This is a genomic window from Stenotrophomonas sp. TWI1409 (assembly GCF_039673015.1).
Classification (GTDB): Bacteria; Pseudomonadota; Gammaproteobacteria; order Xanthomonadales; family Xanthomonadaceae; genus Stenotrophomonas; species Stenotrophomonas maltophilia_A.
This window is the reverse complement of record NZ_JBDJKU010000043.1, coordinates 22810-35000: the sequence shown is the minus strand read 5'-3', so window position 1 is coordinate 35000 and position 12191 is coordinate 22810. Positions and strand designations below refer to the sequence as shown.

Sequence of the window (12191 nt, the reverse complement as noted above, 5' to 3'; positions counted from 1 at the left end):
CTCTGCAAACACGAAAGTGGACGTATAGGGTGTGACGCCTGCCCGGTGCTGGAAGGTTAATTGATGGGGTCAGCCGCAAGGCGAAGCTCTTGATCGAAGCCCCAGTAAACGGCGGCCGTAACTATAACGGTCCTAAGGTAGCGAAATTCCTTGTCGGGTAAGTTCCGACCTGCACGAATGGCGTAACGACAGCGGCGCTGTCTCCACCCGAGACTCAGTGAAATTGAAATCGCTGTGAAGATGCAGCGTTCCCGTGGCAAGACGGAAAGACCCCGTGAACCTTTACTATAGCTTTACACTGAACGTTGAGTTCGTCTGTGTAGGATAGGTGGGAGGCTATGAAACTGTGGCGCTAGCTGCAGTGGAGCCATCCTTGAAATACCACCCTGTCGTGCTTGACGTTCTAACCTGGGCCCATTATCTGGGTCGGGGACCGTGTATGGTGGGTAGTTTGACTGGGGCGGTCTCCTCCTAAAGAGTAACGGAGGAGCTCGAAGGTACGCTCAGCGCGGTCGGACATCGCGCACTGTGTGCAAAGGCATAAGCGTGCTTGACTGCAAGATCGACGGATCAAGCAGGTAGGAAACTAGGACTTAGTGATCCGGTGGTTCTGTATGGAAGGGCCATCGCTCAACGGATAAAAGGTACTCCGGGGATAACAGGCTGATACCGCCCAAGAGTTCATATCGACGGCGGTGTTTGGCACCTCGATGTCGGCTCATCACATCCTGGGGCTGTAGTCGGTCCCAAGGGTATGGCTGTTCGCCATTTAAAGTGGTACGCGAGCTGGGTTCAGAACGTCGTGAGACAGTTCGGTCCCTATCTGCCATGGGCGTTGGAGATTTGAGAGGGGCTGCTCCTAGTACGAGAGGACCGGAGTGGACGAACCTCTGGTGTTCCGGTTGTCACGCCAGTGGCATTGCCGGGTAGCTATGTTCGGAAGCGATAACCGCTGAAAGCATCTAAGCGGGAAGCGCGCCTCAAGATGAGATCTCCCGGGGCACAAGCCCCCTGAAGGAACCATGTAGACTACGTGGTTGATAGGTCAGGTGTGTAAGTACAGCAATGTATTGAGCTAACTGATACTAATGATCCGAGAGGCTTGACCATATAACCTCAAGTTGCCTTGGCTTTACGACAACGTCGTAAGAGCATCCAAGTGCACGCTACGTCACAAGAACTACGAGAGGCAGGCGCCTTATCCAGCTGTATCGGATGGCGACGCTCCAACCGCCTCCCTGGTGAAATTAGCGCTGTGGAACCACCCGATCCCATCCCGAACTCGGAAGTGAAACGCAGCTGCGCCGATGGTAGTGTGGCTCAAGCCATGCGAGAGTAGGTCATCGCCAGGGTTTACACCCAAAACCCCGCTGCTTACGCAGCGGGGTTTTTCTTTGTGCGCACGAAATGCGGGTAGTGCCGGCCGCTGGCCGGCCCTGCCGTGGCTGCACAGCGGCCGGTAGATCCACGCCGTGCGTGGATGGGCTGTCCCTGCAAAGATCGGTGCCAACCCCGGCAGCAGGCCAGACAGTGCGCGTCGCTGTGATTGCCGGCCAGCGGCCGGCATTACCAGTAGATCCACGCCATGCGTGGATGCCCTCCGTGAGGAACCGCGGCGCCAACCAAGGTTGGCAGCTACTGGCAGCAAGGCCTACGCAACAAAAAGACGGCGCCCTGCGGGCGCCGTCTTGATCAGGATCGAACTGAAGGCCCGGATCAGGCGGCCTGCGAGACCTCGTTCGGTTCCTGCTGGCGGAACACCGAAACCGCTTCGGTCAGTGTGCCGGCTTGGATCTGCAGCTCGCGTGCGGCGGCGGTGGCTTCTTCCACCAGCGCCGCATTCTGCTGCGTGGCCTGATCCATCTGCACCACGGTCTGGTTGATCTGCTCAATGCCGATCGACTGCTCCTGCGACGCCGCGGAAATCTCGCGCATCAGGTGGCTGACATCCTCCACGCCGCCAACAATGCCCTGCATGCGTTGGCCGGCGTCAGCTACCAGCTGGGCACCCTCACCCACCTGGCGGCCGGCTTCGTCGATCAGCTTCTTGATCTCCTGGGCCGCCGCCGCAGAGCGCTGCGCCAGTACCCGCACCTCGCTGGCCACGACCGCGAAGCCTCGGCCCTGTTCGCCGGCGCGTGCCGCCTCCACGGCTGCGTTCAAGGCCAGGATATTGGTCTGGAAGGCAATGCCGTCGATGACGCCGGTGATGTCGCCGATCCGCTTCGAAGCACCTTCGATGGCCTGCATGGTATTCACCACCCGCTGCATGGCCGTGTTGCCGTCACTGGCAGCGCTCTGCGTGGAAGCTGCCAACGCACTGGCCTCACGCGCATGGGCGGCGTTCTGGCGCACGGTGGCGGTGAGTTCCTCCATCGATGCTGCGGTCTCCTGCAGGTGCGCGGCCTGGCGCTCGCTGCGCTCGGACAACGCGCCGTTGCCGGCGGCAATCTCGCTGGCGGCGGTACTGATCGACGCCGCACATTCCTGGATGCGACCGACCATGCGTGCCAACTGACCGGCCGTGGCATTCGCATCGCGCTGGATGGCAGCGAAAGCGCCGTGATACTCGCCGTGCATGCGCCGGTCCAGATCGCCATTGGCCAGTGCCGAGAGCATCTGCCGCACTTCGTTGACGGTGCTGCCGAGCGTATCGAGCAGCTGGTTGATGCCACCGGTCAGCCCATCGAGGAAACTGGCACCTTCAGTGGCCTGCAGGCGCTGGTCGAGATCACCGGCCGCAGCCGCTGCGACGATGCCGGCCACGGCGTTTTCCAGCGCGAGTTCATGGGTGCGGTCATGCCATTCCACGGCGAAGCCCAGGCGCGCGCCCTGCGCATCGAACACCGGGGTGACTACCTGCGCGAAGTGCACGGGGCCGATCTGCACCTTGCCGTTGTGGGTGACCTGCAGGCCGTTGAGGATCGCGCGGATGCGATCCGGGTTGGCGTGGAAGCGGTGGATGCTGCTGCCGACCAGGCGCTCGGCATCGAAGTCGGGGAAGGCCTGGCGCAGTGTTGCCTGCTGGTTGCGCAGCAGGGCCACCACCGAGCGGTTCACGTAGCGGATCACGTGGTCGTTGTCGGCAATCATCATCGCGGTGCGCGAGGCATCCAGCGCCTGGCGGATCTGCGCATTCTCGGCATGCGCGTCAGCCTCGCGCCCACGCTGCGCCTGCACGTGGCGGGCGGTATCGGCCAGCGCATGGGCCAGCGAACCGGGTGCATAGGCCGCGGTATCCGCATGTGCGCTCAGATCGGTGCCCGTCGCGATATCGCGCGCCAGTGCCGCCAGGCGGCGTGGGCCGTGGCCAAGTGCCTCGGTCTGCTGCCGCAGGCGCAGCGCGACCTGGCCGAGGAACACGGTCAGGCTGGCGAACAGGCCCGCCTGCAGCAACGTCGGTCCCACGGCTGCGCCGTGCAGCAGCGGTACCAGCAGGGCGAGGGTGCCAACACCACCGGCCAGCCATACCGGCAGGCGATCGCGGTGGCTGAGCAGCACGCCCAGCAACAGCGCAATCGGCAATGCCGGTGACAGGCTGACGATCGCGCACAACAAGGCCAGCTGCAGCGACAACAGCAATGCCAGGCCATTGCGGGCGACGGCCCGGCCCGCCTGTGGACCGGCCAGCCAGAGGGCGGGCAGTACGGCGGCCGCGGCCAACGCAGCGCCCGGTACGTGGGGCCCACGCAGGGCCAGCACGAGGCCAGCCACAGCCAACGCCGCGCTGCCGATCAGCAGTCGACGGTCAGCGCGGCGCGCGAGCTGCTGCAGATGCGGCATGCGGGCGGTATCGGGGGGACGGGAGGATGCAACGGACATCGGCGACTCCTGGATCAGCAAACGACAACAGCCACGCCGCGGCGCACGCAGGAGTGCGTGAGCAGGGCGCGAGCCGGGAACTCGGGGAATGCGGCGCGATCAGCGACGCGGAGACGGGACACCGTGGCCACGTCCTGTGGGTGACGGTGCAGCAGAGCGGGCATGCGGACTTCCTTGCAGAACCAGACACACGCCGCAGGCCCGACCGGACCTGCGTGCTGCGGACGCAGGGGCCCGCAACTGATGTATCGGCCGCAAACGCGCGGAGTGAAGCGCGCGGATACGTTTGCTCAGCCGGCGTTGCCGTTGCTGAAGAAGTGCAGGATCACGCCCGCGATCTGTTCCGGGTCTTCCATGTGCAGGTGATGGTTGCCGGCAAACACCGCCAGACGGCCATCGCGCAGGTGCTGCAGGCGATCGCTGCGCATCGGCTCGGGATAGTACGGCTGCGCCGGTGTGGCGTAGATCACCTGCGTCGGGCAGGCGATGGCCTGCAGCAGGTTGTCGATCTGGCCTTCGCTGAGGCGGATCGCAGTGGGCAGCATCAGGCGCGGGTCGCTGCACCAGCGGTAACCACCTTCGACCGGCTCCACGCCGCGCTCGACCAGCAGCCGTGCACAGCGCTCGCTGAGCTGGTTGGTCATCATCCGCGCGCGGATCGGCGCGGCGAGGTCGGGGAACACGCGCAGCTGCTTGCGTGCCAGTGCGCGTGTGGCATTCACATGCTTGCGCAGGCGGTTGGCGGTTTCTTCCTCAGGACCACGCAGGCCGCCGAGTGCTTCGATCGCCACCAGCCGTTCGACACGGTCGCTGACCGAGGCGGTGAGGCTGGCGATGCCGGCGCCCATCGAATGGCCAAGCAGGCTGAAACGGTCCCAGCCCAGCGCGTCGGCGACGTCGAGTACGTGACAGATGGCGGCGGCCGTGGTGTAGCTGGCACCGGCCGGCAGATGCGCGCTGTGGCCGTGGCCGGGCAGGTCGATGGCCACCAGCTGCAACGACGACAGGTGCGGCGCCAGCGGCACGAAGCTGGCCGCGTTGTCGAGCCAGCCATGCAGGGCCAGCACGCGCGGGCCATCACCGTAGTTGCGCAGGCCGGCGACGCGCGCGCCACCGACCTCGAGTTCAAACGGCTGCAGGCTCATGCCAGTGACGCCACGGCCAGCCGTGCCAGCGCACGCGCGTGCTCCGGTTCGGCGTTGAGGCAGGGGATGTAGCGCATCGTCGCGCCGCGCTCGGCCAGTGTTTCGGTGAAGCCCAGTGCCACTTCTTCCAGCGTCTCCAGACAGTCGGTGGCGAAGCCCGGACACACCACGTCGATCTGCTTCACGCCGGATTCGGCCAGCGCCCACAGGCTGGGCTCGGCATACGGCTGCAGCCAGCGCTCGCGGCCGAAGCGCGACTGATAGCCCATCTGCCAGTCGTCCCTGCCCAGCTCCAGCGCCTTGGCGATGGCCTGCGCACTGGCCTCGCAGCGCTGCGGATACGGATCGCCGGCATCGGCCAGGCGCTGCGGAATGCCGTGGAAGGAGAACATCAGTTTCTGGCCACGACCATGCTGTTCCCAGTAGCGGCGGATCGAGCCGGCAACGGCGTCGACCCAGCCCGGATCGACCGAATAGTCGCGTACCAGGCTCACGGTCACGCCCGGATTGCGGCGCTGCCAGGCATCGACGCGGTCTTCGACCGAGGCGGTGGTGGTGGTGGAGTACTGCGGGTACAGCGGCAGCACCACGATGCGGCGCGCACCGTCGGCCGCCAGCCGGTCGAGTTCGCTGGCCAGCGCCGGTTCGCCATAGCGCATTGCATGGCGCACCGTCAGGGTCGGCAACAGCGCTTGCATGGCCTGCGCCAGCTGGCGCGTATGCACCATCAGCGGAGAGCCCTCCGGCAGCCAGACCTGGGCGTACTTGGCCGCTGAACGGCTGCTGCGCAGCGGCAGGATCAGTCCGCGCAGCAACGGCTGCCACAGCAGTGCCGGGATCGAGACCACGCGGGGGTCGGACAGGAATTCAGCCAGGTAACGGCGTACGGCGGGGGCCGTCGGCGTCTCGGGCGTGCCTAGGTTGACCGCCAGCACGGCGGTATCGGGTGCGTCGAGCATGAGCGGTATTGTCGCCGATCCGGTGCCGCGCCGGGATGCAGGGTTCGGATTGCAGGCATAGCGCGCATCAATGTGAGCAGGGAACGCTCATTGGGGATTCATGACAACACTACTAATTTCAGTCACTTGCTATATCTTCCTATGGACTGACTTCTGGAGCCTGCCATGCGTCGCCCGATCCAAGCCCTGCTGATCGCCGCCAGCCTGCTGTCCAGCCAGGCCATGGCCGGACCGCAGGAAGACCAGCGTGCCCGCAATGCCGTGCGCGTGCTGGCTGAAATCCAGGAAATCCCTGAACAGGGCATTCCGGACAAATTGCTCGACGAAGGCCGCGCGGTCATCGTCATTCCCGACACGATCAAAGCCGGTCTGGTCATTGGCGGTCGTCGTGGCCACGGCCTGATGTCCGTGCGCATGCCCAACGGTGCCTGGTCCAATCCGGTGTTCGTGAAGCTCACCGGCGGCAGCATCGGCTTCCAGGCCGGCGTGCAGTCCTCCGATGTGGTGCTGGTGTTCCGCAACGACCGTAGCCTGGACAACCTGGTCAACGGCAAGTTCACGCTGGGCGCCGATGCGGGTGTCGCCGCCGGCCCGGTCGGCCGCAATGCCGCCGCCGCCACCGACGGTCAGCTGAAGGCCGAAATCTGGTCCTGGTCGCGCGCCCGCGGCCTGTTCGCCGGTGTCGCCCTGGATGGTGCGGTGCTGCAGATCGACGATGCCGCCAATCTGGACGCCTACGGCAGCAACACCACGCCGCGCATGATCTTCGAAGGCCGCGCGGCCGGTTCGCCGTCGATGGATGTGGTCACGTTCCGCGACCGCCTGGAAGAGGCCACCTACGCCGCGCGTAACAACCGCAGCGGCAACGGCGGTAACGCGCCGCGTCCGGCAGCGGCCCCGGCGGTTGCTCCGGCGCCTGTTCAGGCAGCGCCGGCCGCCCCGCCCGAAGCCACCACCGCACCGCTGCAGAACGTGCCGCAGAACCCGCCGCCGCAGCAGCAGGGCTTCCAGCCGGTCAACGACGGCGAAATCCGCACGGAAACGCTGGGCGGAAACTGACTTTCGTCACGCGCGCCGGCTAACACCCGGTGCGCTATGCTCGACAGCCTGATCACTAACGTAACGAGCGTCTTTATGGGCAGTTTCAGCATCTGGCATTGGTTGGTCGTGCTGGCCATCGTCCTGCTGGTGTTCGGCACCAAGCGCCTGACCAGTGGCGCCAAGGATCTCGGTTCGGCGGTCAAGGAATTCAAGAAGGGCATGCGCGACGAGGACAAGCCGAACGCGCAGCTGGGCGATGAATCGCGCAGTCAGGACGCCTCGCGCGCCGCGCAGGACGAGCACGACCGTAACGCTCGCTGATCCGGAGCGGTCGCGGTGTTTGATATCGGCTTCAGCGAGCTGCTGGTGATTGCAGTGGTCGCCCTGGTGGTGCTCGGTCCCGAGCGCCTGCCCAAGGCGGCCCGCTTCGCCGGCCTGTGGGTGCGACGTGCCCGTAATCAGTGGGATTCGGTGAAACAGGAACTGGAGCGCGAACTGCAGGCCGAGGACATCAAGCGGCAGATGCAGGACGTGCGCCAGGGCATGCAGGACACCGAGAACCAGCTGCGCGCCAGCGGTGAAGCGATCCGTCGCGAAGCGCAGGAGGCCCAGCAGCAGGGCGATACGCTGGCGCAGGAGGTGCGTACACCCGCACAGGCCGATCTGCCGCCACATTTGAGCCAGCCGGCCGAGACCGAAGCGCCGGCACAGGATGGCGGGCCGGTTTCGACCACGGCTGCTACGGAAGGCGCTGTTTCTTCAGGGGCCGTTCCTGCCACGTCCCCTGAAGCCGGCCCGACGCCGCCGACGCAGAGCACGGAGCGTCATCCATGAGTGAACAGGATTTCGGCGAAAGCTCGCTGGTCGAACATCTGGTGGAACTGCGCGGCCGCCTGGTGCGCGCATTGCTGGGCCTGGGCGTGGTGCTGCTGGCGCTGCTGCCGTTTACCCAGAAGCTCTACAACGCGCTGGCCGAACCGCTGGTCTCGCAGCTGCCGAACGGGCAGACGATGATCGCCACCAACCCGGCCGGTGCGTTCTTCGCCCCGCTGAAGCTGACTTTCTTCGTGGCCCTGTTCGTGGCGGTGCCGTGGCTGCTGTACCAGCTGTGGGCGTTCGTTGCCCCGGGCCTGTATGCGCGCGAGAAGCGCCTGGCGGTGCCGTTGCTGGTGTCGTCGGTGCTGCTGTTCTACGCCGGCTGTGCCTTTGCCTACTTCCTGGTGCTGCCGGCGGTGTTCCACTTCCTGACCACCTTCAGCCCGGACGTGATCGCGATCACTCCGGATGCGAACGCCTACCTGGATTTCGTGCTGGCGATCTTCTTTGCCTTCGGCGGCAGCTTCGAACTGCCGGTGGCGATGGTGATCCTGGTGCTGCTGGGCTGGGTGACGCCGCAGCAGTTCAAGGAAGGCCGTGGCTACGCGATCGTCGGCATCTTCGTGGTGGCCGCAGTGCTGACCCCGCCGGACGTGGTCTCGCAGCTGATGTTGGCGATTCCGATGTGCCTGCTCTACGAGCTGGGCATCCACGCCGCACGCTGGCTGGTGCCGTCGTCGGTAGTGAAGAAACCCGCCGCCTGAAAGAAAAAAAGGGGACGGAGGGGATTAAGTCGTTAGCTGCACACACTGGGCATAAACGACTTAATCCCCTCCGTCCCCTTTTTCCGTCAGGCGTGGAACACGTCGCTTGAGGTCGGCGTGGTCGGGATCGGTGGGGCCGCGCGGCTGCCGCGATGCACGAACATCTGCTTCCACGCGGCGTAGACCGCGCCGACATACAGCGGCATCAGCACCGTGGTCAGCACCAGCTGGGCGATGAAGGCCGCAGCCAGCGGGCCACCGATCAGCATCGCGATCTGGATCACGATCACGAACAGGATGTACATGCAGAACGCGGCGATCAGGCCGAGCGCGGCGAACACGAACATCGCGCCGATGTTCTCGATGCAGCCCTGCAGGCTCAGGCGCAGCGCATGCATGCCGCTCTGCTTGTCGAACACCACCAGCGCCGGCTGGGTGAACATCGCCAGCGACAGCGCCACCGCGCTCAGGAACACCAGCAGCATCCACAGCGCGATGCGCTTGGCCGGCAGGTTGGCGACCAGCGCGGCCGCATCATCCGGCTTGATCTGCTGGCCACTGCGGCTGATCTCTTCCATCTTGGTCATGACCTCGCTGAAGGCGGTGAAGCCCTCGCGGCCGATCATCATGAACAACAGCGCGCCCAGCAGCAGGACCGCCAGCACCTGGATCGCCAGCGGCACCAGCAGGTGGCTGACGCGGTGGTCGCGGATCGGCTGCAGCAGGTGCGAGGCCAGGCCCGGGCGGCCTTCGTCGATCTCGCCCACGGCATACAGCATGCCGCCGAACATGATCGGCGAAATGGCCAGGGTCATGAGCTGTACTGCCATGCCGGCGGCGCCGGGAATCAAGGTCGACAGCAGGGTCACCACCCAGCTCACCAGCAGCCAGGTCAGGCCGATCCGGGCCAGCTGCAGCGGCGCACGCCGGTACAGGGAGAACGTATCCAGCAACCACTGGGCGCCCGCCGAGGCCGGCAGCTTGCGAATCTCTTTCATGGACATCCGGGAAGGACAGGAGGGGGCCGGGCGGCTGCCCGTGCCGCCGATTATCCCTGTTTTGCCACCGGCTGGGCTGAAGACAGCCGCGCCTGGCGGACGAAGCGGCGCAACAGCTGGCGGGCCAGTGGTGCGGCGCTGACCGCGCGCTCGATGCTGCGGGCGCAGCCGCCGTGGCGGCCGATGCAGTCGGCGCGGGCGCGCACGTAGCCGCGCATGTGGTGGGTGGCGAATTCCGGATGGAACTGCACGCCCCACGCCTGGCGGCCCCAGCGGAAGGCGTGGCAGCCGTCCAGCGGCGAGCGTGCCAGCACTTCGGCACCTTCCGGGGCGCGCAGCACGGTCTGCAGGTGGGTGGCATGGGCGGCGAAATGCTGCGGCAGGCCCTGGAACAGCGGGTCCTGCGCGGCCTGCGGCTGCAGTTCCAGCTCGATCGTGCCGGACTCGCGCCCGGCCGGGTTGTAGGCCACCTCGCCACCCAGCGCGTGCGCCAGCAGCTGATGGCCATAGCAGATGCCGAATACCGGCAGGTCGTCGTGGGCGGTCTGGCGCAGCCATGCGGCGCTGCGCTCGCTCCACTCGGCGTGGTCGGTGACGAAGGCGGCCGAGCCGGTCACCAGCACGCCAGCGAAGGCATGTGGGTCGGGCAGGGCGCCACCGTGTTCGACATCGACCACCACCGTCTCGTGCTCTTCCAGCCCGGCGGCGACGCGGATCCAGTGCGGAAAGCGCCCGTAGCGGCGCAGCGACGGTACCGGGCGGCCGGTTTCAAGGATCAGGAACGGGGCTGGGTTCATCCGGGGGCGGCAGGACTGACAGGACTTCCTCGATTGTAGTCAGCCCCTGCGCCACCTTTTCAAGCCCGGCCTGGCGCAGGGTTCGCAGCCCTTCAGCCCGTGCGGCACGGCTGAAACCGGCCAGATCCATGTCGGCACGGATCTGCCCGCGCAGCCGCGAGCCCAATGGCAGCAACTCATACAGGCCGATGCGGCCAAGGAATCCGGTGCGCCGGCACTCCAGGCAACCGACCGGCCGACAGGGCGTGGCGGCATCTGGATATGCGGCATGGCTATCAGCCAGCACCGCCCAGTCGGCGGCGCCGAGGCTGTGCGGCTGCTTGCAGTGCGGGCACAGCGTGCGCACCAGGCGCTGGGCGAGGATGCCGTTGAGGGTGCTGGCCAGCAGGTAGTGCGGCACGCCAAGGTCGAGCAGGCGGGTGACCGCCGAGGGCGCATCGTTGGTATGCAGGGTGGACAGCACCAGGTGGCCGGTCAGCGAGGCCTGCACCGCCATCTGCGCGGTTTCCAGGTCGCGGATCTCGCCGATCATGATGATGTCCGGGTCCTGCCGCAGCAGCGTGCGCACGCCGCTGGCGAAATCCAGGTCGATGTTGGTCTGCACCTGCATCTGGTTGAACTCGGGCGCGATCATCTCGATCGGGTCCTCCACCGTGCACACGTTCACGTCCGGCGTGGCCAGCCGCTTCAGCGTGGAATACAGGGTGGTGGTCTTGCCCGAGCCGGTCGGGCCGGTCACCAGCACGATGCCGTGCGGACGCTCCACCAGCGCATTCCAGCCCGCCGCCTCCTGCGGGCTGAAACCGAGCTGGTCGATGCTCTTGAAGGCGGCATCAGGGTCGAAGATGCGCATCACGCACTTCTCGCCGAAGGCGGTGGGCATGGTCGACAGGCGCATCTCGACCTCGCGGCCGCCCGGCGAACGGGTCTTGATGCGGCCATCCTGCGGGCGCCGGCGTTCGGCCAGGTCCATGCGGCCGAGCACCTTGATGCGGCTGACCACCGCGGTCATCACCGCCGGCGGTACCTCGAACACCTTGTGCAGCACGCCGTCGATGCGGAAGCGCATGCGCCCCATTTCGCGGCGCGGCTCCAGGTGGATGTCCGACGCGCGCTGCTCGTAGGCGTACTGCAGCAGCCAGTCCACGATATGCACGATGTGCTGGTCGTCGGCATTGACGTCGCCGGTGCGGCCCAGCTCCACCAGCTGTTCGAAGCTGGGCAGGGTGGTATTGGCTTCGCCACGCACGTCGCCACGGGCGCCGCGCACCGAGCGGGTCACCCCGTAGAACTCCATGGTGTAGCGGTGCAGGTCCAGCGGGTTGACCACCGCCAGCTCGATGCGGCGGCGGGTCAGGTGCTGCAGGTCGCGGCGCCATTCCTGCACCAGTGGCTCGCTGGTGGCCACCAGCACGCGCTCGGCATCCACCGCCAACGGCAGGAAACGGTGGCGGCGCGCGTAGGCATGGGAGACCAGCGCGGTGACCGCGGCGACGTCGACCCGGGTCGGGTCGATGCGCAGGTAGCGGCTGCCGGTGCGCTGCGCCAGCCACTCGGTGAGGCGCTCCAGGGTCAGTTCGCCACCGCCGTTGGCGGCCAGCTTGAGGTTGGACAGCAGCACCAGCGGGTGCACTTCACTGGCGTTGCGTGCGCCCTGCGCGGAAAAACGCATGCGCTCGCGGTCCTGCTCGGCCACCAGGCCATCGGCGATCAGGGCCGCGGCAATCTGCTCGAACTGCAGCCGTCCCCACGGCAGCGGTACGCCGCCAGCCTCGCCGGGCGTGCCCACCGGCAGCCGATGTTCCATCTGCCTGCTCCTCCCGGGTACGGAATGCCCCGCAGGTCGGCC

10 protein-coding genes and 2 rRNA genes (1 of these 12 running past the window's edge) are annotated in these 12191 nt (G+C 66.4%); 6 read left to right on the top strand and 6 right to left on the bottom strand.

Features of this window, described 5'->3' with window-relative positions; genetic code table 11:
• Positions 1 to 1110: ribosomal RNA gene (locus ABE423_RS14360) — 23S ribosomal RNA — on the top strand (it extends 1770 nt beyond the left edge of the window).
• A 127-nt stretch (positions 1111 to 1237) separates the two neighbouring features.
• Positions 1238 to 1352 (top strand): 5S ribosomal RNA (rrf, locus tag ABE423_RS14355).
• 364 nt (positions 1353 to 1716) lie between these two features.
• On the opposite strand, the gene ABE423_RS14350 is transcribed toward rrf, so the two are convergent.
• The 3 genes from ABE423_RS14350 to hemH all read right to left on the bottom strand — a co-directional run bounded on the left by ABE423_RS14350 (position 1717) and on the right by hemH (position 5926).
• A complete protein-coding gene (locus tag ABE423_RS14350) occupies positions 1717 to 3822 on the bottom strand; it encodes a methyl-accepting chemotaxis protein (protein ID WP_346486499.1) in 2106 nt (701 codons plus the stop codon).
• 290 nt (positions 3823 to 4112) lie between these two features.
• On the bottom strand, positions 4113 to 4967 hold the full coding sequence (locus tag ABE423_RS14345) for an alpha/beta hydrolase (protein WP_346486497.1): 855 nt from the start codon (positions 4965 to 4967) through the stop codon (positions 4113 to 4115).
• Positions 4964 to 5926 (bottom strand): ferrochelatase, encoded by a 963-nt coding sequence (hemH, locus tag ABE423_RS14340; RefSeq protein WP_032128451.1) that lies wholly within the window; start codon positions 5924 to 5926, stop codon positions 4964 to 4966. The genes ABE423_RS14345 and hemH overlap by 4 nt, the downstream gene beginning before the upstream one ends.
• Before the next feature lie 165 nt (positions 5927 to 6091).
• Here hemH and ABE423_RS14335 point away from each other — a divergent pair, with 165 nt between their 5' ends.
• From ABE423_RS14335 to tatC, 4 genes are all read left to right on the top strand, one after another.
• Complete coding sequence (locus tag ABE423_RS14335) at positions 6092 to 6985, top strand: YSC84-related protein (protein ID WP_346486495.1); 894 nt, start codon at positions 6092 to 6094, stop codon at positions 6983 to 6985.
• A gap of 75 nt (positions 6986 to 7060) precedes the next feature.
• Positions 7061 to 7288 carry a Sec-independent protein translocase subunit TatA gene (gene tatA / locus ABE423_RS14330; RefSeq protein WP_032128453.1) on the top strand — a complete coding sequence of 76 codons (228 nt, stop codon included), beginning with the start codon at positions 7061 to 7063 and terminating at the stop codon, positions 7286 to 7288.
• A 15-nt stretch (positions 7289 to 7303) separates the two neighbouring features.
• Entirely contained in the window at positions 7304 to 7801 is a 498-nt protein-coding gene (gene tatB, locus ABE423_RS14325) for a Sec-independent protein translocase protein TatB (protein ID WP_346486493.1), read from the top strand.
• The gene (gene tatC / locus ABE423_RS14320) at positions 7798 to 8547 is read left to right on the top strand and encodes a twin-arginine translocase subunit TatC (RefSeq protein ID WP_032128455.1); all 750 of its coding nucleotides are present in this window, start codon (positions 7798 to 7800) and stop codon (positions 8545 to 8547) included. The genes tatB and tatC overlap by 4 nt, the downstream gene beginning before the upstream one ends.
• A gap of 86 nt (positions 8548 to 8633) precedes the next feature.
• Here the strand turns inward: tatC and ABE423_RS14315 are convergent, their stop codons facing one another.
• From ABE423_RS14315 to ABE423_RS14305, 3 genes are read right to left on the bottom strand one after another with little or no spacing between them, the layout of a single operon-like run.
• Positions 8634 to 9545: a BPSS1780 family membrane protein gene (locus ABE423_RS14315; RefSeq protein WP_043399673.1), complete on the bottom strand. Its 912-nt coding sequence runs from the start codon at positions 9543 to 9545 to the stop codon at positions 8634 to 8636.
• A gap of 50 nt (positions 9546 to 9595) precedes the next feature.
• Positions 9596 to 10342, bottom strand: a complete 747-nt coding sequence (locus ABE423_RS14310) for a glutamine amidotransferase (protein ID WP_032128456.1) — start codon at positions 10340 to 10342, stop codon at positions 9596 to 9598.
• A complete protein-coding gene (locus ABE423_RS14305; RefSeq protein ID WP_049424290.1) occupies positions 10314 to 12149 on the bottom strand; it encodes a GspE/PulE family protein in 1836 nt (611 codons plus the stop codon). Before ABE423_RS14305 ends, ABE423_RS14310 begins: the two co-directional genes overlap by 29 nt.
• Positions 12150 to 12191: the final 42 nt, after the last annotated feature.

Excerpts from the sequence above, each read along its gene's own strand:
- ABE423_RS14335 (WP_346486495.1), top strand. The coding sequence starts at position 6,092 with ATGCGTCGCCCGATCCAAGCCCTGCTGATCGCCGCCAGCCTGCTGTCC.
- hemH (WP_032128451.1), bottom strand. The coding sequence starts at position 5,926 with ATGCTCGACGCACCCGATACCGCCGTGCTGGCGGTCAACCTAGGCACG.
- ABE423_RS14350 (WP_346486499.1), bottom strand. The coding sequence starts at position 3,822 with ATGTCCGTTGCATCCTCCCGTCCCCCCGATACCGCCCGCATGCCGCAT.
- tatA (WP_032128453.1), top strand. The coding sequence starts at position 7,061 with ATGGGCAGTTTCAGCATCTGGCATTGGTTGGTCGTGCTGGCCATCGTC.
- ABE423_RS14345 (WP_346486497.1), bottom strand. The coding sequence starts at position 4,967 with ATGAGCCTGCAGCCGTTTGAACTCGAGGTCGGTGGCGCGCGCGTCGCC.
- tatC (WP_032128455.1), top strand. The coding sequence starts at position 7,798 with ATGAGTGAACAGGATTTCGGCGAAAGCTCGCTGGTCGAACATCTGGTG.
- ABE423_RS14305 (WP_049424290.1), bottom strand. The coding sequence starts at position 12,149 with ATGGAACATCGGCTGCCGGTGGGCACGCCCGGCGAGGCTGGCGGCGTA.
- ABE423_RS14310 (WP_032128456.1), bottom strand. The coding sequence starts at position 10,342 with ATGAACCCAGCCCCGTTCCTGATCCTTGAAACCGGCCGCCCGGTACCG.
- ABE423_RS14315 (WP_043399673.1), bottom strand. The coding sequence starts at position 9,545 with ATGAAAGAGATTCGCAAGCTGCCGGCCTCGGCGGGCGCCCAGTGGTTG.